Origin of the sequence: Allobosea sp. RAF48 (assembly GCF_052114025.1) — a bacterium.
GTDB lineage: Bacteria > Pseudomonadota > Alphaproteobacteria > Rhizobiales > Beijerinckiaceae > Allobosea.
Genome location: NZ_JBFRDZ010000015.1, coordinates 95,433 through 119,284, shown reverse-complemented (window position 1 = coordinate 119,284; position 23,852 = coordinate 95,433). Strand labels below are relative to the sequence as shown.

Below are 23,852 nucleotides of genomic sequence, written 5' to 3'. Positions count from 1 at the left end.
TCTGTTGTCTTGCAAGTTTCTTATGGTTGGCGGTGAGCTTCACAGCACCCAGGTCGAGAGGCCTGGGACGAGCGCGATGACGACGAGGCCAACGAGCAGGGCGATGAGATAGGGCCAGATCGCGCCCATTGCCTCGTCAGGCGAGACGTTGCCGATCTTGCAGGCGATGTAGAAACCGATGCCGATCGGCGGCGCCATCAGGCCGATATTCATCGCGGTGACCACGACCATCGCATAGTGCACGTCGTTGATGCCGAGGCTCTTCGCGATCGGGAACATCAAGGGCGCCAGCAACACGATCGCCGGCAGGCCTTCCAGCACGCAGCCGAGGATCATGAAGACGACGATCGACACCGCCATGAAGCTGAGCCAGCCGCCGGGCAGATGCGCCATGAAGCCGGCGAGGTCGCGGGCGAAGCCGGTCTGGGTCAGGGCCCAGGCCATGGCGAGCGCCGTGCCGAGGATCATCAGGATCGCGCCGGAGAGCGCCGCCGTCTCGACCAGCATCGCGTAGAACTTGCGCGGGCCGATGCCGCCATAGAGGACGATGCCGATGACGAGCGCATAGAGCACCGCGATGGTCGAGACTTCGGTCGCGGTGGCGACGCCGCCGCCGACCGCGGCACGGATGATGAAGGGCAGGACCAGGGCGGGAGCCGCGACGAGCGCGACCTTGCCGATGACCGCGAGCGGAGCGCGGCGCACGCCCTTCATGTCCTCCGCCGCCGCCTTCCAGCGGGCGAGGCCCGCGAGCGCGACCAGCAGCACGCCGGCGATGACGAAGCCGGCATTGAACAGGCCGGCGATCGAGACGCCGGCGACGGAGCCGAGCACGATCAGCACGATCGAGGGCGGCACGGTGTCGGCCATCGCCGCGCCGGTGGAGAGCAGCGCGATCAGGTCCTTGGGCTTGTAGCCGCGCCGCTTCATCTCCGGGAACAGCGCGGGCGCGACCGTCGCCATGTCCGAGACCTTCGAGCCCGAGATGCCGGAGACGAGATAGAGCGAGCCGAGCAGCACATAGGACATGCCGGCGCGGACATGGCCGAGCAGCGATGCGAGGAAATCCACGATCGCCTTGCCCATTCCGGTGGCGTCGAGGATGCAGCCGAGCAGCACGAAGATGGGCACGGATAGCAGGATGAGGCTCGACATGCCCTCGTCCATGCGCCCGACCATGACGATGATCGGGACGTTGGTCGAGAAGGCGAGGAAGGCGAGCGTGCCCAGCCCGAAGCAGAAGGCGATGGGAACGCCCGCGACGAGGCAGGCGGCGACGACGCCGATCAGGAAGATCAGGATGTTATAGTAGCCGAGCCCCTTCAGCGTCGGCCCGAGGAGCCAGAAGGCGAGACCGAACCCGCCGACGACGAGGGCCGCGGCGGCGATGTCGACCAGGCGCGCGGTCTTGAACAGATAGCGCAGGGTGAGCAGCGCCATCAGCACGATGCCGACGGCGAGGGCCGAGACGCGCCAGCTGACGGGAATGTTGAGCGCGGCCGAGGTGACGTAGCTCTCTTCCACCGCATATTCGATGGCCGGGTCGACCATCGCGGCCAGGAAGGCGGCCACGGCGGTGAGCGCCAGCGTCTCGACGAATTCGCGCAGCCTCGTGGGCATCATGCCGACGAAGAGCGTCAGGCGCAGATGCTCGTTGCGGTCGACCGCAATGGCGGCGCCGAGCATGGCGAGCCAGATGAAGGCGATGGAGGCGACCTCGTCGACCCAGACGAAGGGCAGCGCGAAGACATAGCGCGAGACGACGCCGAGCAGCAGCACGCCGATGATGAAGGCGACCAGCGCGGCCGCGACGATCTCGACCGGGCGCATGATGGCGGAGCCCGGACGCGCGTCGGCGTTCTCGCTCAGATTCTCGGGGATCGTCAGGGTATCGGCGACATCGACCATGCCGCGGCCTCAGCCGAAGCTCGGGCGGCGCGCGCTTGCGCCCGCTACGCAGGTTGCCACGAGGGCCATCGTTCATCCTCCCTTCGCGCCGATCTTGTGGGTCGCCGGCGTCGATTTCGGTCCATACTGTGAGTAGCGGACGGTCGGCAGATTTACACGTCGAAGGCGGCGTTGCAATCGGCAATGCGCCAATCTAGGCTCAGGCGATAAGAACAAGGTCCATGATATGGACTATCAGGAGGAACGCTTGCCGCAGAGTTCCGCGCCCGAAGCCGGCCTGTCCGGCTCGCAGAGCGTCGACCGGGCGCTCGGGCTGCTCTCGCTGATCGGGCGGGAGCCGGCCGAAGGCCTGCCGCTCGGCGAGATCGTCTCCGGCAGTGGGCTCAACAAGCCGACGACCCGGCGATTGCTGCTGGCCCTCATGCGGGCCGGGCTGGTCGAACAGGAGCCGCAGACGCGCCGTTATTGCCTTGGCGAGGAGGCTTTCGTGCTGGGCGTGCTGGCGGCGCGCCGCCACGGCCTGCTCGAGCTGGCGATGGACAGCCTGCGCCGGCTTTCGGGCGAGACGCAGGATACGAGCTTTCTCACCATCCGGCGCGAGAACTACGCGATCTGCCTGCACCGGGAGGAGGGTACCTATCCGGTGCGCACCCACGCGCTGCAGACCGGTGACCAGCATCCGCTGGGCGTCGGCGCCGGCGCGCTCGCGCTCCTCGCCGCGCTGCCAGACGAAGATGTTGACCGCATTATCGCCGCCAACGAAGCGGCGCTGCTGGCGCGCTACCCCGGCTTTGCGCCGCACGCGATGAGGGTCGATATCGCGGAGACACGCGAGCGTGGGTTCTCGCTCAATCCCGGCCGGCTCGTCGCCAGTTCCTGGGGCGTCGGGCGGGCTTTCCGTTATCCGGACGGGCGCGTCGCCGGGGCCTTCTCGATTGCCGCGATCGACAGCCGCATGGCGCCGGCCCGGCAGGAGGAGCTTTCGCGGCTGCTGGCACGCGAGGCCGCGCGGATGGAAGCGCTGCTGGCGCAGATGTTCGTTTCCAAGCAGGGCAGCAAGCCCATTGTGGCGGCCGCGCCACGACAGATCGAGACAGGGAGAGCCGCAAGATGAGCTCCGCAACCGCAGCCCCCATCGGGGGTGTCGTGCCGATGACGCGGCGGGTGATGAACCTCGCCCATATCGTGACGCAGAATGCGCGCCGCCTGGCCGGGCATCCCGCCTTCATCTGGGGCGAAAAGACGCTGGACTGGGCCGAGATCGATGCGCAGGTCTCGGCGCTTGCCGCGGGTTTGAAGGCGCGCGGCATCGGCAAGGGCGACCGCCTGCTCGTCCATTCCAAAAATTGCGACGCGATGTTCGTCTCGATGTTCGCGACCTTCCGGCTCGGAGCCGTCTGGGTTCCCACGAATTTCCGCCTGCTGCCGGACGAGGTCGCCTATCTCGCCACGGCTTCGGGGGCGAAGGGCTTCCTCTGCCATGGCGATTTCCCGGAGCATGCGGCGGCTGTCGCTGCTTCGAGCCCCGCGCCGGAGTTCACCTGGCGGATCGGAGCGGGCGCCTTCGGCGAAGACGAGGTCGGCGCGGTGATCGCGCGCCATCGCGGCGAGCGTATCGAGAATGCCGCGGTCGAGCATGACGATCCCTGCTGGTTCTTCTTCACCTCCGGCACGACCGGGCGCTCCAAGGCGGCGGTGCTGACCCATGGCCAGATGGGCTTCGTCATCACCAACCATCTCTGCGACCTCGTGCCGGGCTCGACCGAAAAGGACGCCTCGCTGGTGGTGGCGCCGCTCTCGCATGGCGCGGGCGTGCACCAGCTCATGATCTCGGCGCGGGGCGCGGCCTCGATCCTGCTGCCGACCGAACGCTTCGACATCGACGAGGCCTATCGCCTGATCGCGAAGCACCGCGTCAGCAACATCTTCACCGTGCCGACGATCCTGAAGATGCTGGTCGAGCATCCCGCCGCCGACCAGCACGATCACTCCAGCCTGCGCTACATCATCTATGCGGGCGCGCCGATGTATCGCGAAGACCAGAAGGCGGCGCTGAAGAAGCTCGGCAAGGTGATCGTGCAGTATTTCGGGCTGGGCGAAGTCACCGGCAACATCACCGTGCTGCCGCCGGCCCTGCACGAGGCCGAGGACGGGCCGAATGCCCGCATCGGCACCTGCGGCTTCGAGCGCACGGGCATGCAGGTGCAGATCCAGGATGAGGACGGCAAGGAGGTCGAGCCGGGCGTTCAGGGCGAAATCTGCGTGATCGGGCCCGCGGTCTTCGCCGGCTATTACGACAACCCGGAAGCCAACGCGAAATCCTTCCGCGACGGCTGGTTCCGCACCGGCGATCTCGGTCATATGGACGAGCAGGGCTTCGTCTACATCACCGGCCGCGCCTCGGACATGTACATCTCCGGCGGCTCGAACATCTATCCGCGTGAGATCGAGGAGAAGATCCTGACCCATCCGGCGATCGCGGAGGTGGCCGTGCTCGGCGTGCCCGATCCGGTCTGGGGCGAGATCGGTATCGCGGTCTGCGTCAACCGACCCGGCCAGAGCGCGACGGAGGCCGAGATCGCGGATTTCCTCGGGCCGAAGATCGCCCGCTACAAGATGCCGAAGCGCTTCCTGTTCTGGGAGGCCCTGCCGAAATCGGGCTACGGCAAGGTGCCGAAGCGCCTCGTCAAGGATGAGCTGGAGAAGCGCGGCGAGCTCGATTTCCTGAAGGGGAAGGCGTCATGAGGCGCATCGAGCAGCCCGGCACCGGCACGCCCGAGCGCATCCAATGTGTGGAATGCGGCGGGCGCGCTTTTTCGCTGATGTTGCCAGCTGGTGTGCCATTGCTGGAGGCGGTGAGGAGCGGTTTCGCGGCAGAGGGGTTCGCCTCGGGCATGGTGAAGCTCGACGGGCTGAAGCTCTTGCCCTTCGCCTATGTGATGCCGGCCCTGTCGAAGACGCCGGAGCATGCCGCATTCTACAGCGAGACGTTCAGGCCAGAAGGCGGCGCGCGCATCGAGATGGGTGCAATGACCTTCGGCCAGCGTGACGGGGCGCCTTTCTTCCACGCTCATGCGCTCTGGACGGAAGGCGATGGCAAGCGCTGCGGCGGCCATATCCTGCCGGACGAGACAACGGTCGCCGAGACGATCACCGTGCCGGCGGTGGGGCTCGACGGAGCGGTTTTCGTGGCCGAGCCGGACAGCGAGACCCATTTCAAGCTGTTCGGGCCGGTGTCGTCCGCGTCGGGTGGTGCAGGGGATGGGCGCTTCTTCGCGCTGCGGGTGAAGCCGAATGTCGATTTCTGCAGGGTTCTGGAAGCGTTCTGCGCCGATCGCGGCATCCGCGAGGCGGTGATCCATGGCGGCGTCGGCTCGACCATAGGGGCGCGGTTCACGGATGGCGGGGCGGTCGAGAACTTCGCTACGGAGGTTGCGATCACCGAGGGTCGGATCGCTCCGGGCGTGGGGGGCTTCGAAGCGGCGATCGATGTCGCGCTGGTCGACTATAGCGGCGCGCTGGCAAGCGGGCGGTTGGTTCGGGGCGACAATCCGGTGCTGATGACATTCGAGCTGGTCCTGGAGGCGCTGTAACCACCTCGTCATTCTCGGGCGAAGCGCAGCGCAGACCCGAGAATCTCTTGCCGAACAAGGTGCCGGAGTCTCTTCCGGCCTGAGATGCTCGGGTCAAGCCCGAGCATGACGGCAGGGTTTACCCGCCGCGCTGCTTCTCGATCTCGCGATTGCGCAAATCCTTGCGCATGATCTTCCCCGTCGCGGTCAGCGGCAGTTCCGTGACGAATTCGACCTCGCGCGGGTACTGGTAAGCCGCCAGCCGGTCGCGCACGAAGGCCTGGATCTCGGCCGCCAGTTCGGCCGAGGGTGTCACGTCCGGCTTCGGCAGGACGAAGGCCTTGACGATCTCGGTTCGGACCGGATCGGGCACGCCGACGACCGCGACCATCAGCACGGAAGGGTGCCGGATGATGCAGTCCTCGATGTCGCCCGGCCCGATGCGGTAGGAGCCCGAGGAGATGATGTCGTCGTCGCGGCCCTGGAACCAGAAGTAGCCTTCGTCGTCGCGGGCGCCGGTGTCGCCGGTGACGAGCCAGTCTCCGATGAATTTCGCCGCCGTGGCGTCGGGCTGGTTCCAGTATTCCAGCATCATCACGGGATCGGGCCTGTTGACCGCGATCAATCCCGGTTCGCCCGGCGGCAGTTCCCGGCCTTCGGGCGAGATCACCGCGACGCGGTGGCCGGGCACGGCGCGGCCCATCGAGCCCGGCTTCACGGGATAGAGGCTGGCGCAATTGGCGACGAGCAGGTTCGCTTCGGTCTGGCCGTAGAACTCGTTGACCGGGAAGCCGAAGGTCTCGCGGCTCCAGTCCAGCATGTCGGCGCCCAGCGTCTCGCCGCCGGTGCCGATCGAGCGCATGGCATAGCCGAAGCGCTTGGGATTGCCGACCTGCCGCATCAGCTTGAGCGCGGTCGGCGGCAGGAAGGCGTTGCGCACCTTGTGGCGCGCCATCAGGGCGAAGGCGGCCTCGGGGTCGAATTTGCGGGCGCGGGAGGCCAGCACCGGCACGCCGCAATAGAGGCTGGGCAGGAGCACATCGAGCAAACCGCCGATCCAGGCCCAGTCTGCCGGCGTCCAGAACAGATCGCCGGCCTGCGGGAAGAACTCCTGCGGCATCTGCACGCCAGGCAGATGGCCGAGCAGGACGCGGTGGGCATGCAGCGCGCCCTTCGGCTTTCCCGTCGTGCCGGAGGTGTAGATGATCACGGCCGGGTCTTCGGCCCGTGTATCGGCAGGAGTGAAGCTGTCGGAGGCCTTCGCCATCTCGGCCTCGAAATCGAGATGGCCGGCGCCGCCGACGACGAAGATCTTGCGCAGGTTCGGCAAGGCGTCGCGGATCGCCTCGACCTTGCCGATGTTCTCCGCGTCGGTGACCAGCACGCTGGCGCCGCTATGGCCGAGGCGGTGCTCCAATGCTTCCGGTCCGAACAGGATGAAGAGCGGCAGGGCGATGGCGCCCAGCTTATAGGCGCCGAGATGGGCGATCGCGGTCTGCGGCGATTGCGGCAAGAGGATGCCGACGCGTTCGCCCGGCCCGATGCCGTGAGCGCGGAGCAGGTTGGCGAAGCGGTTGGAGGCATGGGCGAGATCGTCGAAGGAGAGCGTCGCGAGTTTTCCGCCGTCCTCCTCGAAGATCAGCGCAGGCTTGCCGGCGCCGTCGGCATGTGCGTCCGAGCAGGCCGTGCCGATGTTGAAGCGCTCGGGAATGCGCCAGGCGAAGGCGTTCAGCGTTTCACGATAGGTCGCGCAGCGTTCGAGCATGTCCTCATCCGGAGCTTTGTCGTCAATCACAACTAGAGCCTCCATCGGGGCCTGCTGCAAGGCGCTGCCTTGGCGCCTTCACGCACGACGCGACTGCGGGAACCTGCTCCCTTTCCGGACGTTCTGCCGCCGCCCCCTGCGGAAGAAATCCGATGTCCCTGACGGCCCTGAACGCCCTCAACTTCTTCATGGCCGATGTCAGGGACGGGCTCGGCCCCTTCCTCGGGGTCTATCTGCAGGAGAAGGGCTGGGGGCCGCAGGACATCGGCGTCGTCATGACGGTCGGCGGGCTTGCCGGGATGATCGCGACGACGCCGCTGGGAGCCTTCGTCGACGCGACGCGGGCGAAACGCGCGGTGATGATCGCGGCCTCGCTCGCCATCATCGTGGCGAGCCTGACCATGCTTTACGTCCCCAGCCTCTCGGTGACGCTCGGCGCGCAGATCGTACAGGGCGTCGCCGGTGCCGTCATCGCGCCGGCCATCGCTGCGATCACGCTTGGGCTCGTCCGGCAGGCCGGGTTCGCAAAGCAGCTCGGCCGCAACGAAGCGTTCAATCACGGCGGCAACATGTTCGCGGCGCTGGCCGGCGGCGGCCTCGGCTACGTCTTCGGTTTGCAGGCGGTGTTCTGGTTCATGGCCGCGATGGCGGTCGGCGCGACCGCGGCGACGCTCTGCATCCCTGCGGATGCCATCGATCACGAAGCGGCGCGTGGCCGTGAGGCGCCGGACGCCGAAGAACGCGATGGCTCCGGCTGGCGGGTGTTGCTGACCTCGACGCCGCTGGTGGTGACCGCGCTGGTGATGCTGCTCTTCCATCTCGGCAATGGCGCGATGCTGCCGCTCCTCGGGCAAGCGATTGTGGCCCGAGGCGAGGGCGACCCGAGCGCGGCGACCGCTTTGACCGTCGTGGTGGCACAACTGACCATGATCCCGATGGCACTCCTCGCCGCCCGGCTGGCGCAGCGCAGGGGGTACTGGATCGTGATCGTGCTCGCCCTCGTCGCGCTGCCATTGCGCGGGCTCATCGCTGCGAGCTTCCAAGGCTATTGGGTTCTCGTGCCCGTGCAGATTCTCGACGGCGTCGGGGCGGGGCTTCTCGGCGTTGCCCTACCGGGCCTCGTCGCGGGCATTCTGCGGGGCAGCGGACATTTCAATGTGGGATTGGGCGCCGTCATGACCATACAGGGCATCGGTGCGTCACTCAGCCCGACGCTCGGCGGCTCGGTCGCGCAGGCGTTCGGATACCCGGCTGCGTTCCTGACCTTGGGAACCACGGCGATTCTCGCGCTGGTTCTGTGGCTTGTGGCGACGCTGGCTTTCGATGGAAGATGGGCGCGAAGGCCTGCTGGCATCATACCGGCGGAAAAAGAGATCTTTGCCGCGTAGCCGTTCAGACAGCTCGATCGCATGCGGCTTGCGGGAAGGATAAGCTCATGACCAAGCCGATCTGGATCGAAGCTGCGATCAACGGACCCTGGGGCAAGGAGCGCCAGCCGGGCATCCCGATCACCATTCCCGACATCGTCGCCGATGGCATTGCGGCTGCCGAGGCGGGTGCGGCTATCGTCCATCTCCACGTATACGATGTCGCGACCGGCAGGCAGCGCGACGACTGGCAGCTCTATGCGCAGGCGATCGAGGGCATCCGCGCCAAGGTCGACGCCATCGTCTATCCGACGATCCCGATCCTCGGCTCCGCCTACGCAGGCGACATGCACGGTTCCGGCCGCTACACCCATCTCGAGGAACTGGCGAAGCGCGAGCTGGTCGAATGGGGCGTGCTCGATCCCGGCTCCTGCAACTGGACGAGTTTCGCCGGCATCCCGCAGGGCGAGGCCGGCTTCATCTACCAGAACCCCGGCGAGCATATCCGCGAGGGGATGGAGGTGGCTGAGCGCCACAAGATTCATCCGAGCTATGCGATCTACGAGCCGGGCTTCACGCGATTGGGCGCTGCGCTGGCCCAAGTCTATCCGGGCATGCCGACACCGATCTACCGGCTGATGTTCTCCGACGCCTTCGCCTGGGGCTTTCCGCCGCGCGAATGGGCGCTGGAGGCTCATCTGAAGCTGCTGGCGGAGGATGCGCCCGATGCGCCGGTGATGATCGCCGGGCTCGGCGTCGACCTCTCCGGGCTGATCGCGCCCGCCGTTGCGCGCGGCATCCATGTCCGCGGCGGGCTGGAGGATGCACCCTTCGGTGAGACACGCAGCAATGCGGCGCTGATCGCCGATCTCGTCCGCAAGGTCGAGGCCGCGGGAGGCCGCCCGGCGAGCGTCGCCGAGGTGCGCGCCGATCTCGCGGCGCGTGACGCGGTAAACGGCTCTTGATGGCCTTCGATTGCTAGGCGGCGGTTTCGGCTTCGAGCCGGGCGCGCAGCTGATCGATATCCCGGACGAACCAGCGCGCCGGGCCGTCATTGGTCTCGCGCACGAAATCGCGCAGGGCGCCGCTGCCCTCGAGGGCAGCGCTGATGTCGCCGACGATCGCGCAGCGCAGGCGATAATTCGCGAATTTCTGGAAGATCTCGCCGCCGACGCGCGTGCGCAGGTTCAGCACGTCCGGGCCGAGACGCTCGATGGGGATCGCGAGCAGGTCGGCGCTGACGGACCAGGCCTCGCCGATGAAGTCGTTCGAGTCGCCCGGGCTGGCCAGGAGCGGTCCGGTGCTGGCGAAGAGGAGGGCGCGGGTGCCGCCGATTTCGATCAGTCGAGACATGGCTCCTGCCTAGTGGCGCCCGTCAGCGGTGACAAGCGGGGGCGTCTGCGGAGCCGTTGGCCAAGTGCCGCATTGGAATGACGGCGACGGCGTCTTAAATGCTGGGGACGAGCGATCCGCGAAAGCGAGCCGATGTCCGAACGCGATAGCGAAGCCAATCGACTTTCCGCCCGTGCCGCGCGCTATGCCCGCGTCGGCGCCAATGTCGGCGGGGTGGCGGCGCGGATCGCCGGCTCCCGGCTCTTCGGGGTGGAGGGGCGGGACGCCTCTAATGCCGAGGCGCTGGCCCGGGCTCTCGGCGGGCTGAAGGGCCCGATCATGAAGGTGGCGCAGCTCATCGCCACCATCCCCGACGTCGTGCCGCCCGAATACGCCGCCGAGCTGCAGAAGCTGCAGTCGCAGGCGCCGCCGATGGGTGCCGCCTTCGTGAAGCGCCGGATGATGGCCGAGCTCGGCCCGCAATGGCGCGAGCGCTTCGGCGAACTCGACCTGAAGCCGGCCGCCGCGGCCTCGCTCGGCCAGGTGCATCGCGCGACGACGCTGGGCGGCGCGCCGCTGGCCTGCAAGCTGCAATATCCCGACATGGAATCAGCAGTCGAAGCTGATATCGCGCAGCTCGAGGTGCTGTTCGCGCTGCACCGGCGGATGGGGGCTGTGATTGATACCAGCGAGATCGCCAAGGAAATCGGCGCGCGCGTCCGCGAAGAGCTCGACTATCGCCGCGAAGCCCGGCACATCGCGCTTTATCAAGCCATTCTCGCGGATACGCCGGAAGTGCGCGTGCCGGCGGTCGAGGTAGAGCTCTCGACCCGGCGCCTCCTGACCATGCATTGGCTCGACGGCAGCCCGATCCTCTCGCACAAGCAGGATGGGCAGCAGGCGCGCGACCGCATCTCGACAGCGATGTTCAAGGCCTGGTGGCGCCCCTTCAGCCATCACGGCGTCATCCATGGCGATCCGCATCTCGGCAACTACACGGTGTTCTCGGAGGACGGGGAGCCTGAAGGCATCAACCTGCTCGACTATGGCTGCATCCGCATCTTCCCGCCTTCCTTCGTCGGCGGGGTCGTCGATCTCTATCAGGGGCTGCGGGACGGCGAGGAGGCACGGGTCGTCCATGCCTACGAGACCTGGGGCTTCAAGGGGCTGACCAAGGACCTCGTCGACACGCTCAACATCTGGGCGCGCTTCATCTACGGGCCGCTGCTGGAAGACCGGACACGGCGCATCGCCGAAGATGTCAGCCCGGCCGAATATGGCCGCAAGCAGGCTTTCCAGGTGCATCAGGCACTGAAGCGGCGCGGGCCGGTGACGGTGCCGCGCGAATTCGTCTTCATGGACCGCGCCGCGATCGGGCTCGGCGGCGTCTTCCTGCATCTCGACGCCGAATTGAACTTCCACCGGCTGTTCGAGGCGGAAATCGAAGGCTTTTCCTTGGTGGGTGTCGCCGAGCGGCAGGGCGCGGCGCTGGCGGATGCGGGTTTGAAGGCGCAGCCCTGACCGGTTCAGTCGCCGCCCCCGCAGTCCCCGCCATCGCCGCCGAAATCGCCGCTTCCTCCATCGCCCCCGGCCGGGCCGTTGTCGCGACGCCAGGCGGCAATCTCCTCGTCGTCGCGTTTGGTCTGCTCTCGCGCCTCGGCGAATCAGCGCCTGGCCTTCTCCCGCAGGGCGGGGTCGAGGGCAAAGGGATCGTCCTTGCTGACATCCTTTCGAGGATCGTTCACGACAAGCGTCTCCACTCCGTCGCGAGAGGTTTAGCCGAGATCGGGAGGGCCGTCCTTGCCCGCGCCGAAACGATGTTAACGGCGATCATGCGGGGTTGGCGGACTCAGGGCAATTTGTGTCCTTTAAATCGATTGAATTCCCGTCAGGGCGTCGCCATTAGTCGAGCAAGCGCCCGCTGAACGATGTCGTGCCGGGGTGCGTTGCGGTGGTGCGTTGCCCGTCCGTCGCGGGTGCGCTACAGGCTTAGAGAGACTGTGTCTTTTTCAGGATCGAGACCATGGCCGACCACGCCCAGCATGCCGACATCCCCGCGATGGACTACGAGGAGCACGAACGCACCTATACCGGCTTCGTGCACTTCGCCGAGGTCGGCACCGTCGCCTGTCTCGCGATCGTCGCGGCGCTCGCGGTCGGTGGCTCCAAACATGCCTGGGGCACTGCGCTGATCGGAACGATTCTTGCGGTCATCGGCGCCGGTGTCGGCATTGCTGCTCCCTCGATCTCGTGGCGCGCGCCGGTCGTCGCGCTGGTCCTGATGTTGCTCGCCCTCCTGCTGCTCTGACCGTCTTCCCATAACGCCGGAAAGGCCTGCCCCACCATGCGCATTGCTGTCCCAGCCGAAACGCAAGGGGCGGAAACCCGCGTCGCCGCGACGCCGGAGACCGTCCGCAAGTTCAAAGGCCTTGGAGCCGAGGTGGTGATCCAGGCTGGGGCGGGCAAAACCTCCGGCATCCCCGATGCGGAGTATGAGGCAGCTGGCGCAACGATCGCGAAGACGGCCGAGGAGGCGCTGAAGGGCGCCGAGATCGTGCTGAAGGTGCGGCGCCCGGGCGAGGCCGAGATAGCCGGCCTGCCGGCGGGCGCGCTCGTCATCGCGACGATGGACCCCTACGGCAACGAGGCGCAGGTCGAGGCGCTGGCCAAGGCCAATGTCGCGGCCTTCGCCATGGAGTTCATGCCGCGCATCACCCGCGCCCAGGTGATGGACGTGCTCTCCTCGCAGGCGAATCTTGCCGGCTACCGCGCCGTGATCGACGCGGCGGGCGAATACGGCCGGGCGCTTCCGATGATGATGACGGCGGCGGGCACCGTGCCGGCCGCGAAGATCTTCGTGATGGGCGTCGGCGTCGCCGGCCTGCAGGCGATCGCCACCGCGCGCCGCCTCGGCGCCATCGTCACGGCTACCGACGTGCGCCCCGCCACGAAGGAACAGGTCGAATCGCTCGGCGCCAAGTTCCTCGCCGTCGAGGACGAGGAGTTCAAGCAGGCGCAGACGGCGGGCGGCTACGCCAAGGAGATGTCCAAGGAGTACCAGGCGAAGCAGGCGGAGCTGACAGCCAGCCACATCGCCAAGCAGGATATCGTCATCACCACCGCGCTGATCCCGGGCCGCCCGGCGCCGAAGCTGATTTCGGCGGCAATGGTGGAGAGCATGAAGCCCGGTTCCGTGATCGTCGACCTCGCGGTCGAGCGCGGCGGCAACTGCGAACTGGCCAAGCCGGGCGAGGTCGTGACGACGGACAACGGCGTCAAGATCGTCGGCCATCTCAACGTGCCCGGGCGCCTGGCCGCGACCTCCTCCTCGCTCTACGCCAAGAACCTCTTCGCCTTCGTCGAGACGCTGATCGACAAGGCCGAGAAGAAACTCGCGGTGAACTGGGACGACGAGCTGGTCAAGGCGACCGCCCTGACGAAGGACGGTGCCGTCATCCATCCGAATTTCGCGCCGAAGGCCTGAGCGAAGGAATTCCGACCATGGCAACTCCCTCTCCCGAACAGGCTCTGGAACAGGCCCGCAACGCGGCCGCTCTCGCCAAACAGGCGGCCGAGCTCGCCGAGCGCTACGCCGACCAGGCTGCCGCTGCCGCCAGCATCGCAACCGGCGGCGTCGATCCGACGGTGTTCCGCCTCGCCATCTTCGTGCTCGCCGTCTTCGTCGGCTATTACGTCGTCTGGTCGGTGACGCCGGCGCTGCACACGCCGCTGATGTCGGTCACCAACGCGATCTCCTCGGTCATCGTCGTCGGCGCCCTGCTGGCGGTCGGCGTCTCGGCGGCGGATGCGCTGGGCGACGGGCCGATCTGGGCCAAGCTCTTCGGCTTCATCGCGCTGATCCTGGCCTCGGTGAACATCTTCGGCGGCTTCCTCGTCACCGAGCGCATGCTCGCGATGTACAAGAAGAAGGGCTGACGCATGGCCGCGAACCTCTCAGCCCTCCTCTACGTCGTTTCGGGCGTCCTCTTCATCATGGCCCTGCGGGGCCTGTCTCATCCGACGACCTCGCGACAGGGCAACCGCTACGGCATGATCGGCATGGCGATCGCCATCGTCACGACCGTGCTGTTCTTCCCGCCTGCCGGCTTCTCCGGCTGGCTGCTGGTCGTGGTCGGCATCGCCATCGGCGGCGGCGCCGGCGCCTATATGGCCAGGCGCGTGCAGATGACGCAGATGCCGCAGCTCGTCGCCTTCTTCCACTCGCTGGTCGGCCTCGCCGCCGTTCTGGTGGCGGCGGCGGCGCTCTACGCCCCGGAGGCCTTCGGTATCGGCCGCACCGGCGCGATCCACGGCTCGAGCCTGTTCGAGATGGCGCTCGGCGTCGCGATCGGCGCGATCACCTTCACCGGCTCGATCATCGCCTTCCTCAAGCTCGACGGGCGGATGAGCGGCAAGCCGATCATGCTGCCGCAGCGCCACGGCATCAATATCGGCCTCGGCATCGCGCTCGTCGTGCTGCTCGCGATCTTCATCAAGAGCGAGAGCCATGCGGTCTTCTGGCTGATCGTCGTGGTTTCGCTGGCTCTCGGCATCCTGCTGATCATCCCGATCGGCGGCGCCGACATGCCGGTCGTGGTCTCGATGCTGAACTCCTATTCCGGCTGGGCTGCGGCCGGCATCGGCTTCACGCTCGGCAATATGGCGCTGATCATCACCGGCGCGCTGGTCGGCTCCTCCGGCGCGATCCTGTCCTACATCATGTGCAAGGCGATGAACCGGAGCTTCATCTCCGTCATTCTCGGCGGCTTCGGCGGCGACGATGCAGCGGCTGGCGCGGGCGGCGCGGCCGAGGCGCGGCCGGTCAAGCAGGGCTCGCCGGACGACGCCGCCTACATCATGAAGAACGCCGGCAAGATCATCATCGTGCCGGGCTACGGCATGGCGGTGGCCCAGGCGCAGCATGCGCTGCGCGAAATGGCGGACACGCTGAAGAAGGAGGGCGTCGAGGTCAAATACGCCATCCACCCGGTGGCGGGCCGCATGCCCGGCCACATGAACGTGCTGCTGGCCGAAGCCAACGTGCCTTATGACGAGGTCTTCGAGCTGGAGGACATCAACTCGGAATTCGGCCAGGCCGATGTCGCCTTCGTCATCGGCGCCAACGACGTCACCAACCCGGCGGCCAAGACGGACAAGTCCTCGCCGATCTACGGCATGCCGATTCTCGACGTCGAGAAGGCCAAGACCGTGATCTTCATCAAGCGCGGCATGGCGGCTGGCTATGCCGGCGTCGAGAACGAGCTGTTCTTCCGGCCCAACACGATGATGCTGTTCGGCGACGCCAAGAAGGTCACCGACGAGATCGTCAAGGCGATGGCGCACTGAGAACACGCCCCGCAAAAGTGGCGCCACTTTTGCGATGCGGACTGGTTCCAGGCGAAACGCCGCCGCCGTCATCGGATTGCTGCAAAGGGCCGGCTTGATCGCCGGCCCTTTCGCTTTCCGGGCGTGCCGTCGTGATCACCCTGCGCCTTCTGAAGCTGATCGCTGTTCTGGGTGTCGCCGGCTATCTCGCGATGCTCGGCATGCTCTACACCCGGCAGCGCGAGCTGTTGTATCCGCGCGACCCAGCGAAGGTCGACATCGCGACGGCGGGGCTCGTCGCGGCCGAGGAGGCGACAATCGCGACCGCGGATGGCGAGCGGCTCATCGCCTGGATCGTGCCGCCGCGGGCCGACAAGCCGGTCCTGCTCTATTTCCACGGCAATGCCGGCAATCTCGCACGGACCGGCCGGGTGGGGCGGTTCCGGGCGCTGACGGAGGATGGCGCGGGGCTCTTCGCGGTGAGCTATCGCGGCTATGGCGGCTCGACAGGCAGCCCGAGCGAAGACGGGCTGCTGCAGGATGCCCGGGCCGCCTATGGCGCTGCCGCGGACCGTTTCGGCACGGGGCGGCTGGTCGGCTACGGCGAGTCGCTTGGGACCGGCGTGCTGCTGAAACTGGCGGCGGAGGTGCCGCTCAAGGCCGTGGTGCTGGAGGCGCCTTATCTCTCGATCGCCGCCGTCGCGCAGGAACGCTATCCTTACGCCCCGGTCGGATCGTTCATGAAGGACCAGTTCCACTCGGATGAGGTCGTCGGGCGGCTCAAGACGCCTTTGCTCGTCATGCATGGCGAGCGGGACAAGGTCATTCCCTTCGCTCAGGGGAGGGCACTTTATGAGCTTGCCAACCCACCGAAGCGTTTCCTGCGCTTTCCCGATGGCGGGCACGAGGATCTGCCGCAATACGGCTCGCTCGCCGAGGTGCGACGCTTCCTCGCCGATGTCGCGGGAGGCAGGCTGAGCGGGGCTGAAACCCGGACGGTGGGCGAGCCGGCAACCAGGGCCGGCTCCGCGCCGTGATCAGCTGCGGAAGAAGCCGCCGCCGCCGAGACGTGACTGGCCTGCGCGAGCCTGGGCATTGTTGCCGTCGAGGCTGAGCGCACGCTGATAGGCCTCCGAAGCCTCCGTCTTCTTGCCGAGCTTCTCGAAGGCGAAGCCGCGGCCGGCCCAGGCATCGGCATTGCGGTTGTCGACGTTGAGCGCGGCGGTGAAATCCTCCAGCGCCGCGTCGTATTTGCCGAGCGCGTTCAGGCTCTGGCCGCGGGCGATATAGGGCGGCGCGGTGTAGGGGTTCCGGTCGATCACCGAATCGAAATCGGTGACGGCATGCTGGTGCTGGCCTTCCTTCTGGTAAACGAGCCCGCGGGCGTGGAAGGCTTCGGCCGCTTCCGGGTTGAGGCGGATCGCGGTGTTGAGGTCGGCGATGGCCTGCTGGCTGTTGCCCTGCTGGCGCAGCAGGTTGGCGCGAGCGACATAGGCCGGCGCATAATTCGCATTGGCCGTCGTGGCGCGGTTGAAATCCGCGAGCGCGGCGTCGTTCCGGCCGCTCTGGCGCAGTGCCAGGCCGCGATTCGTATAGGCCGAGGCGAGGTTCGGATCGAGCTGGACCGCCTTGGTGAAGTCACCGATCGCATCGGAGAAGCGGCCGACGCGGGCATAGGCCGCACCGCGAAGATTGTAGGCGCCGGGGTCGTTCGGATTGCGGCTGATGACCTCGGTCAGCGAGCCGATATTGACGTTGGCGTCGGCGGTATCGCGGGTGTCGAGCTCGGCGATAGCGGGTTGCGAGGAGAGGCCGGAGACGGTGTCGCATCCTGCGAGCGCAAGCGCCATGCCGGCGGCGGCCAGCCAATATCTGCCTCGGATCATGCTCTGCCTCTTTGGTTCCGTGCTTCGCCTGCCGCATGGCCTCCGCGCGGAAGGCTCATCCGGCACAAGGCCGGACACGGCGTCTCTGCGCTCCCAACCGACAGCGCCTCGCGGAAGAGAACGCCTGAAACCCGCCAAAACTTGGTTAACATGGCTGAAAAGCAAGAGCGCCCGGAGGGGTCTCCAGGCGCGTTTCGCTATCGGCCCTGGGTCCTGGACGGCTCAATGGCCGCCCGGGAATCGATCAGGGACGCTTCGGCTTCACCGGCGCGGGCAGGAGACCTTCGCGCTGCATCTTCTTGCGGACGAGCTTGCGAGCGCGACGGACGGCCTCGGCCTTCTCACGCGCCTTCTTCTCGGAGGGCTTCTCGTAGTGACCGCGGAGCTTCATCTCACGGAAGATACCTTCGCGCTGCATCTTCTTCTTGAGAGCGCGGAGAGCCTGGTCGACATTGTTGTCGCGAACGAGAACCTGCACGTGAAACGTCCGTCCTTAGCGGTTGATCCAAAAATGAGGGCCGGCGATGACACGAGGCACATCGCTCGAAGGTTCGTGCGGATAGCAGAATTAATTTTGCCTGTCCACGCCGAAAACCCGTGAAAACCGGGGTTTGTGGCGGTTTCAGGTTGGCGCTGTGCCGAAGGCCTAGACTCCGTCGCGGGTAATGCGCGTGACGTGGCCCATCTTGCGGCCGGGGCGGGCGTCGCGCTTGCCGTAAAGATGCAGATGAGCGCCGGGCTCGGCGAGGATCTCGCGCCAGCGCAGCGCGGCATCGCCAATCAGATTTTCCATCTCGATATGGCCGCGCCTGGTGGCGGACCCGAGCGGGAAGCCACAGACGGCGCGGACATGCTGGTGAAACTGCGATGTCTGCGCGCCTTCGCTGGTCCAGTGCCCGGAATTGTGGACGCGCGGGGCGATCTCGTTGATGACGATGCGCTCGTCCTCGCCCTCTTCCAGCACGAACATCTCGACGGCGAAGACACCGACATAGCCCAGTGCCTCGCCGATGCGGCGTGCCGCATCGATGGCGGCGTCCGAAGCTTCGGCGGAGAGATTCGCCGGCACATGGGTGAAGGCGAGGATGTGGTCGCGGTGCTCGTTCTCGCAGACGTCGAAGGCGGCGAAGGCGCCATCCAGCCCGCGGGCCGCAATGACCGAGACTTCGCGGATGAAGGGCACGAAGCCTTCGAGGATCGCGGGAAAGCGACCGATCGCTTCGTGGGCTTCGCCGAGATCGCTGCCGGGCGCGATTTTGACCTGGCCCTTGCCGTCATAGCCGAAGCGACGGGTCTTGAGCACGCAGGGGCGCCCGAGCGCGGCGACGGCAGCCTCGAGATCGGCCAGCGAATCGACGGCGCGGAAGGGGGCGACGGGCAGGCCGAGATTGGCGATGAAGCGCTTCTCGCTGAGCCGGTCCTGGGTGACCGCAAGCGCGCGGGCTCCGGGGTGCAGCGGGGTCCGGCCGGCGAGGAACGCGGCGGTCGCGGCGGGAACGTTCTCGAATTCGTAAGTGACCACGTCGACCGCACCGGCGAAGGCGGCGAGCGCCGCCTCGTCCTCATACTCGGCGATCGTGTGACGGGCGGCGACATCGAAAGCCGGGCTGTCGGCCTCGGGTGCGAAGATATGGCAGCGCACGCCCAGATCGGCGGCCGCGAGCGCCATCATGCGGGCGAGCTGGCCGCCGCCGAGGATGCCGAGCACGGCGCCCGGCGCAAGGCCAGTGGGAACGGGGGGGCTCATGCGTCCTCGCGGCTGGGGCGCTCGGCGATCCCCGCGCTCTGGCGGGCGCGATAGGCATCCAGCCGCTCGGCCAGCTTCGCGTCCGAAAGCGCGAGCACTGCAGCGGCGAGAAGGGCGGCGTTGACCGCGCCCGCACGGCCGATGGCGAGCGTCCCGACGGGGATGCCCGCCGGCATCTGCACGATGGAGAGCAGGCTGTCCTGTCCCGACAGCGCCTTGGATTCGACCGGCACGCCGAAGACCGGCAGCGGCGTCAGCGAAGCGGTCATGCCCGGCAGATGGGCGGCCCCGCCGGCACCTGCGATCACCACCTTGAAGCCCTCTGCCTTGGCGCCCTTGGCGAAGGCGAAAAGACGATCGGGCGTGCGATGAGCCGAGACGATGCGGGCGTCATAGGGAATGGCGAGCGCGTCGAGCGCTTCCGCGGCATGGCGCATCGTCGCCCAGTCGGACTGGCTGCCCATGATGATGGCGACGGGAGGGTTGGTCTCGGCCATGGATGCGCTCAAGGCTCCGCTTAGGGAAGCGCGCGATCTAGACCGTCCGGCGCTCGGTAAGCAAGGGCGAATCGGGCCTGCGCTGCCGGAAAAGGCATCGCGTCAGGCGATGATATCGGGCGTCAGCGCGTCCTCGATCTGCGCGATGCGGTCCTTCAGGTAGAGCTTGCGCTTTTTCAGCCGCTGCACCTGAATCTGGTTGATCGCGCCGACCCGCTCCAGCGCATCGATGGCGCTGTCGAGATCGCGGTGTTCCTCGCGTAGCCGCGCCAGCTCCGCGGTGAAGGTCTCGACCTCTTCCGGGCTGAGCTCGAATCCCATGGCCATCTCATCATCGCCGCACTTGGGCGCGACTATGCCTTTGCCGCTGCGCGCCCTGCAAGAGCGTCCGCGGCGGTACGAGGGCCGGAAGGTCGTCCTATTCACGGCTTTCCGGGACCGAGCTGGCGAGGATCACAGAATCTCATGAATACCGTGTGACATCACAGGGAAGACGTGAAGCCGGCTCTATGTCAGATTGAGGCGTCAACCGCTCATCAGGAGGATCCAGATGTCGTTGCAAACCCGTCTTGCGGAACTTGAGCGCAAGCACCGTCAGCTCGAAGACGCGATCGCGCAGGCCGTTTTGAGCCCGTCCTCGAGCGACCTCAGCGTGGCTGAGCTGAAGCGGAAGAAGTTGCAACTGAAGGATGAGATCGAGCGCGTAAGGCAGACGATGCCGGTGCGCACCTTGCATTGAGGCCAGAGCGGGCGACCCAGCCCGCCAAGGATTCGACGATTCCAGAATTCGACGATGCGGATGAGCCGGCCCCCCGAAAGGGGCCGGTTTTTTTGTCGACGCCGTCTTCGCGCAGGGTCGTCAACAGGATGACGCAATCGCGCAGGAACATCTTGCTCAGTCAGCCGTTGAGGCCGGGCGTTCGTGCAAAGGGGAGGTAGCCTTGGGCATCGTCTGGACCATCATCATCGGCTTCATTGCCGGCGTCGTCGCCAAGTTCATCATGCCGGGATCGAACGAGCCTTCCGGGTTCGTGCTGACCACGATCCTCGGCATCGTCGGCGCCATCGTGGCGACCTATCTCGGCCAAGCGCTCGGCTGGTACGCGCCGGGCCAAGGCGCGGGGCTGATTGGCGCAGTTGTCGGCGCGATCGTCGTGCTCGTCATCTGGGGCGCCCTATCCGGCCGCAATCGTGCGGTCTGATCCACGCGAGCCTATTCCAGGACAGAGGAGTGATTGCCGTGAGTGACGACAACAGCAGCAGCGGCTTCCCGTCCATGACCGCCTTGCTCGGTCTTCTGGCCGTGGCGGGCTTTCAAAACCGCGACAAGATCGCCGAGTGGATCGGCGGTCGCGGCCAGCCCGAGCCGGGACAGATTCCCTCGCCCGTGCCGCAACCCGGGCAGGCACAGGCACAGCCGCAGCAGGGCGGCGGACTTCTCGGCGGCCTCGGCGGCTTGCTCGGGGCGGGCGGTGTCGGCGCGGTGCTCAACAACGGCCTGGGCGAACTGGTCGACCGCTTCAACCAGTCGGGGCAGGGCCAGAAGGCCGATTCCTGGGTGAGCCAGGGGCCGAATGAGCAGGTTGCGCCGAATGAGCTGGAGCAGGCGCTCGGCCCCCAGGTCATCGACGCGATCACGCGCCAGACCGGGCTGACTCGCGAAGACCTGCTGGCGCGGCTGTCGAAAATCCTGCCGGAAGCGGTCGACCGCTACACGCCGGAAGGCCAGTTGAAACGGGGCTGATCGACAGTCCGTTTTCGTGATTCCGGGCCGTCGCTCTGCGTGCCGCCCGGAATGACGGTTTTCGTTTGTCTCAGAGCGCCCGCGCCATTTCGCGCAAGCGGAACTTCTGGATCTTGCCCGTGGAGGTCTTCGGCACCTCGGCGAAGACGATCGTCCGCGGGCATTTGAACGAGGCGAGGTGCTCCTTGCACCAGGCGATGATCTCGGCCTCGGTCGCGGTGTGGCCCGGCTTCAGCTCGATGAAGGCGCAGGGCGCCTCGCCCCATTTCTCGTCGGGGCGCGCCACCACGGCGGCAGCCTGCACGGCGGGGTGTTTGTAGAGCGCGTCCTCGACCTCGATCGAGGAGATGTTCTCGCCGCCCGAGATGATGATGTCCTTGGAGCGGTCCTTGAGCTGGATGTAGCCGTCGGGATAGCGCACGCCGAGGTCGCCGGTGTGGAACCAGCCCCCGGTGAAGGCGGCCCCGGTCGATTTCGGGTTCTTGAGATAGCCCTTCATCACCACATTGCCGCGCATCATCACCTCGCCGAGCGTCTGGCCGTCGCGCGGGACCGGATGCATTGTCTCGGGATCGAGCACGTCGAGCCCTTCCAGCGCCGGGTAGCGCACGCCCTGCCGGGCCTTCTTGGCGGCCTGATCGGCGGGGGAGAGCGCATTCCAGTCGTCGTTCCAGTCGTTGACGACTGACGGGCCGTAGCACTCGGTCAGTCCGTAGAGATGCGTCACCTCGAAGCCGGCCTGCTTCATGCCGGCGAGCACCGCCTCTGGCGGCGGGGCGGCGGCGGTGAAGAAGGAGACCGTCTGCGGGAAGTCGCGCCGGTCCTCGGCCGGGGCGTTGAGCAGCGTCGACATCACGATCGGCGCGCCGCAGAGATGCGTGACGCCGTGGTCGGCGAGCGCATCGTACATCGCCTTGGCGCGGACCTGCCGCAGGCAGGCATGGGTGCCGGCGACGATCGAGATCGTCCAGGGGAAGCACCAGCCATTGCAGTGGAACATCGGCAGCGTCCAGAGATAGACGGGATGCCGGCCCATATTGCCGGTGATGACGTTGGAGGTGGCGAGCAGATTGGCGCCGCGGTGGTGATAGACCACGCCCTTCGGGTCGCCCGTGGTGCCGGAGGTGTAGTTCAGCGCGATGGCGTCCCATTCGTCCGATGGCATCTGCCAGTCGAAATTCGGGTCGCCGCCAGCGACGAAATCCTCGTATTCGACACTGCCCAGGCGCTCGCCCGGCCCGTCATAGACCGGATCGTCATAGTCGATGACCAGCGGCTTCGCCTTGCAGAGCGCGAGCGCCTCCTTGACCGTCTTCGAGAACTCACGGTCGCAGATCAGCACCTTGGCTTCGCCATGGTCGAGCGAGAAGGCGATGATCGCAGCATCGAGCCGGGTGTTCAGCGTGTTGAGGACGGCGCCGGCCATCGGCACGCCGTAATGGCATTCGAGCATCGCCGGCGTGTTCGGCAGCATCGCGGCGACGGTGTCGTTCTTGCCGATGCCGTGCTTCGCCAGCGCGGACGCAAGCCGGCGCGAGCGGGCATAGAACTCGGCATAGGAGCGCCGCAGCGTGCCGTGGACGATTGCCGTGCGGCTCGGGAAGACCGCGGCGGCGCGCTCAAGGAAAGTGAGCGGCGTCAGCGGCTGGAAATTCGCCGGGTTGCGGTCGAGATCGGTGTCATAGGCCGAACGGGTCATCGGAAAACCTTCCACGCAAGCGCGACAGCCTTAGCGGCTGGAGCGCCCTCGCGTAATCCATCCCTTTTTCCGATGCGGCGCAATCGCGCGGTGGCAGTTCATCGTGAGCCCTCATCCTTCGAGACGCCGCTGCGCGGCCCCTCAGGATGAGGGCCGAGAGGTGAACGGGCGCCTGGGAATCAGCCGAGAAGGTGCAGGTCGCGCACGCCGTCGAAGACCAGCTTCGCGCCGACGAGCAGCAGCAGCCAGTAGACGATGCCGTAGAAGCGCTCGGCCGGCACCCGCCGGACCAGCCAGATCCCGGCAAAGGTCGCCGCGATGGCGAAGGGCAGCAGCGCGGCTGAGGCCATGAGGTTCTGGCTGCTGAACTGGCCGAGCGCGAGATAGGGGATGATCTTCACCCAGTTCATCGCGGCGAAGAAGATCGCGCCGGTGCCGACGAAGACGGCGGGCGGCAGCTTCTGCGGCATGACGTAGATCTGGAATGGCGGGCCGCCGGCATGGGCGACCATGCTGGTGAAGCCGCAGAGGAAGCCCCAGACGCCGCCCGCGCTCCAATTCGCCTGCGTCGCCACGGCGGGCTTCTTGCCGTCGCTCAGCATGCGGCGCAACGCGAAGCCGACCGAGATCAACCCGACGGCGAGAACGACGGCTGCGTCCGAGACCTTCGCCGCCAGCAGATAGCCGAGGAGGATGCCCAGCAGCGCGCCGGGCGCCAGGGTTGCGAGATTGCGGCGGTCGAAGTCCCGCCGGTAGGACCAGACCGAGACCACGTCCTGCGCGATCAGCAGCGGCAGCATGATCGCGGCTGCCGTCACCGGCGAGACGACCAGCGCCATCAGCGGCAGGGAAAGCAGGCCGAGCCCGGAAAAGCCGCCTTTCGCGAGCCCCGTCAGGATGACGGCCGGCACCATGGCGGCGAAGAAGATGAGGTCGAAGGACATGGAGTGACGCTGCGCCGCAGCGCCGAGAGGTGCAGAATGGGATGGGCGAAAGTCGTAAGTTTACGT

Annotated in this window: 24 protein-coding genes; 14 read left to right on the top strand and 10 right to left on the bottom strand. The window is 66.9% G+C overall.

Translation table 11 applies throughout. The features are described 5' to 3' along the window. Positions 1–39: 39 nt before the first annotated feature. The gene (locus AB4Z10_RS24185) at positions 40–1,908 is read right to left on the bottom strand and encodes a TRAP transporter large permease (protein ID WP_441472954.1); all 1,869 of its coding nucleotides are present in this window, start codon (positions 1,906–1,908) and stop codon (positions 40–42) included. A gap of 247 nt (positions 1,909–2,155) precedes the next feature. Here AB4Z10_RS24185 and AB4Z10_RS24180 point away from each other — a divergent pair, with 247 nt between their 5' ends. The 3 genes from AB4Z10_RS24180 to AB4Z10_RS24170 are packed head-to-tail and all read left to right on the top strand — an operon-like array spanning position 2,156 to position 5,501. Beyond that, the gene (locus tag AB4Z10_RS24180) at positions 2,156–3,022 is read left to right on the top strand and encodes an IclR family transcriptional regulator (protein WP_441472953.1); all 867 of its coding nucleotides are present in this window, start codon (positions 2,156–2,158) and stop codon (positions 3,020–3,022) included. Continuing rightward, complete coding sequence (locus AB4Z10_RS24175) at positions 3,019–4,653, top strand: acyl-CoA synthetase (protein ID WP_441472952.1); 1,635 nt, start codon at positions 3,019–3,021, stop codon at positions 4,651–4,653. Before AB4Z10_RS24180 ends, AB4Z10_RS24175 begins: the two co-directional genes overlap by 4 nt. Then, on the top strand, positions 4,650–5,501 hold the full coding sequence (locus AB4Z10_RS24170) for a PCC domain-containing protein (protein WP_441472951.1): 852 nt from the start codon (positions 4,650–4,652) through the stop codon (positions 5,499–5,501). The genes AB4Z10_RS24175 and AB4Z10_RS24170 overlap by 4 nt, the downstream gene beginning before the upstream one ends. 118 nt (positions 5,502–5,619) lie before the next feature. Here the strand turns inward: AB4Z10_RS24170 and AB4Z10_RS24165 are convergent, their stop codons facing one another. Then, positions 5,620–7,245, bottom strand: coding sequence for an acyl-CoA synthetase (locus AB4Z10_RS24165; RefSeq protein ID WP_441472950.1), 1,626 nt, complete (start codon positions 7,243–7,245; stop codon positions 5,620–5,622). A 152-nt stretch (positions 7,246–7,397) separates the two neighbouring features. Here AB4Z10_RS24165 and AB4Z10_RS24160 point away from each other — a divergent pair, with 152 nt between their 5' ends. Together AB4Z10_RS24160 and AB4Z10_RS24155 are read left to right on the top strand one after the other, a co-directional pair. Continuing rightward, positions 7,398–8,633, top strand: coding sequence for an MFS transporter (locus AB4Z10_RS24160; protein WP_441472949.1), 1,236 nt, complete (start codon positions 7,398–7,400; stop codon positions 8,631–8,633). 47 nt (positions 8,634–8,680) lie between these two features. Beyond that, positions 8,681–9,577 (top strand): 3-keto-5-aminohexanoate cleavage protein, encoded by an 897-nt coding sequence (locus tag AB4Z10_RS24155; RefSeq protein WP_441472948.1) that lies wholly within the window; start codon positions 8,681–8,683, stop codon positions 9,575–9,577. A 13-nt stretch (positions 9,578–9,590) separates the two neighbouring features. Here the strand turns inward: AB4Z10_RS24155 and AB4Z10_RS24150 are convergent, their stop codons facing one another. Then, positions 9,591–9,965 (bottom strand): DUF4180 domain-containing protein, encoded by a 375-nt coding sequence (locus tag AB4Z10_RS24150; protein ID WP_441472947.1) that lies wholly within the window; start codon positions 9,963–9,965, stop codon positions 9,591–9,593. Between the two features lie 132 nt (positions 9,966–10,097). On the opposite strand from AB4Z10_RS24150, the gene AB4Z10_RS24145 reads away from it, so the two are divergent. From AB4Z10_RS24145 to AB4Z10_RS24120, 6 genes are all read left to right on the top strand, one after another. After that, positions 10,098–11,465: an ABC1 kinase family protein gene (locus AB4Z10_RS24145; RefSeq protein ID WP_441472946.1), complete on the top strand. Its 1,368-nt coding sequence runs from the start codon at positions 10,098–10,100 to the stop codon at positions 11,463–11,465. Between the two features lie 502 nt (positions 11,466–11,967). After that, on the top strand, positions 11,968–12,252 hold the full coding sequence (locus tag AB4Z10_RS24140; RefSeq protein WP_441472945.1) for an aa3-type cytochrome c oxidase subunit IV: 285 nt from the start codon (positions 11,968–11,970) through the stop codon (positions 12,250–12,252). A gap of 36 nt (positions 12,253–12,288) precedes the next feature. Then, positions 12,289–13,428 carry a Re/Si-specific NAD(P)(+) transhydrogenase subunit alpha gene (locus AB4Z10_RS24135; RefSeq protein ID WP_441472944.1) on the top strand — a complete coding sequence of 380 codons (1,140 nt, stop codon included), beginning with the start codon at positions 12,289–12,291 and terminating at the stop codon, positions 13,426–13,428. 17 nt (positions 13,429–13,445) lie between these two features. Then, the gene (locus tag AB4Z10_RS24130; RefSeq protein WP_441472943.1) at positions 13,446–13,880 is read left to right on the top strand and encodes an NAD(P) transhydrogenase subunit alpha part 2; all 435 of its coding nucleotides are present in this window, start codon (positions 13,446–13,448) and stop codon (positions 13,878–13,880) included. Between the two features lie 3 nt (positions 13,881–13,883). Beyond that, a complete protein-coding gene (locus AB4Z10_RS24125) occupies positions 13,884–15,290 on the top strand; it encodes an NAD(P)(+) transhydrogenase (Re/Si-specific) subunit beta (protein ID WP_441472942.1) in 1,407 nt (468 codons plus the stop codon). Between the two features lie 131 nt (positions 15,291–15,421). Beyond that, entirely contained in the window at positions 15,422–16,306 is an 885-nt protein-coding gene (locus AB4Z10_RS24120) for an alpha/beta hydrolase (protein WP_441472941.1), read from the top strand. On the opposite strand, the gene AB4Z10_RS24115 is transcribed toward AB4Z10_RS24120, so the two are convergent. The 5 genes from AB4Z10_RS24115 to AB4Z10_RS24095 all read right to left on the bottom strand — a co-directional run bounded on the left by AB4Z10_RS24115 (position 16,307) and on the right by AB4Z10_RS24095 (position 19,720). Next, complete coding sequence (locus AB4Z10_RS24115; RefSeq protein ID WP_441472940.1) at positions 16,307–17,155, bottom strand: tetratricopeptide repeat protein; 849 nt, start codon at positions 17,153–17,155, stop codon at positions 16,307–16,309. A gap of 244 nt (positions 17,156–17,399) precedes the next feature. After that, positions 17,400–17,633: a 30S ribosomal protein S21 gene (gene rpsU, locus AB4Z10_RS24110; protein ID WP_441472939.1), complete on the bottom strand. Its 234-nt coding sequence runs from the start codon at positions 17,631–17,633 to the stop codon at positions 17,400–17,402. Positions 17,634–17,801: 168 nt separating this feature from the next. Further along, a complete protein-coding gene (locus tag AB4Z10_RS24105) occupies positions 17,802–18,902 on the bottom strand; it encodes a 5-(carboxyamino)imidazole ribonucleotide synthase (RefSeq protein WP_441472938.1) in 1,101 nt (366 codons plus the stop codon). Next, positions 18,899–19,399: a 5-(carboxyamino)imidazole ribonucleotide mutase gene (gene purE, locus AB4Z10_RS24100; RefSeq protein ID WP_441472937.1), complete on the bottom strand. Its 501-nt coding sequence runs from the start codon at positions 19,397–19,399 to the stop codon at positions 18,899–18,901. Before purE ends, AB4Z10_RS24105 begins: the two co-directional genes overlap by 4 nt. A gap of 102 nt (positions 19,400–19,501) precedes the next feature. Continuing rightward, positions 19,502–19,720 (bottom strand): YdcH family protein, encoded by a 219-nt coding sequence (locus AB4Z10_RS24095; RefSeq protein WP_441472936.1) that lies wholly within the window; start codon positions 19,718–19,720, stop codon positions 19,502–19,504. A 229-nt stretch (positions 19,721–19,949) separates the two neighbouring features. Between AB4Z10_RS24095 and AB4Z10_RS24090 the strand changes: the two genes are divergently transcribed. The 3 genes from AB4Z10_RS24090 (at position 19,950) to AB4Z10_RS24080 (ending at position 21,143) form a co-directional block, all read left to right on the top strand. Then, the gene (locus AB4Z10_RS24090; protein ID WP_441472935.1) at positions 19,950–20,138 is read left to right on the top strand and encodes a YdcH family protein; all 189 of its coding nucleotides are present in this window, start codon (positions 19,950–19,952) and stop codon (positions 20,136–20,138) included. A gap of 202 nt (positions 20,139–20,340) precedes the next feature. After that, a complete protein-coding gene (locus AB4Z10_RS24085) occupies positions 20,341–20,601 on the top strand; it encodes a GlsB/YeaQ/YmgE family stress response membrane protein (RefSeq protein WP_441472934.1) in 261 nt (86 codons plus the stop codon). Positions 20,602–20,675: 74 nt separating this feature from the next. Then, positions 20,676–21,143: a YidB family protein gene (locus AB4Z10_RS24080; RefSeq protein WP_441472933.1), complete on the top strand. Its 468-nt coding sequence runs from the start codon at positions 20,676–20,678 to the stop codon at positions 21,141–21,143. Between the two features lie 70 nt (positions 21,144–21,213). Here the strand turns inward: AB4Z10_RS24080 and AB4Z10_RS24075 are convergent, their stop codons facing one another. After that, complete coding sequence (locus tag AB4Z10_RS24075) at positions 21,214–22,842, bottom strand: acyl-CoA synthetase (RefSeq protein ID WP_441472932.1); 1,629 nt, start codon at positions 22,840–22,842, stop codon at positions 21,214–21,216. Positions 22,843–23,021: 179 nt separating this feature from the next. Next, on the bottom strand, positions 23,022–23,786 hold the full coding sequence (locus AB4Z10_RS24070) for a sulfite exporter TauE/SafE family protein (RefSeq protein ID WP_441472931.1): 765 nt from the start codon (positions 23,784–23,786) through the stop codon (positions 23,022–23,024). Between the last annotated feature and the right edge of the window lie 66 nt (positions 23,787–23,852).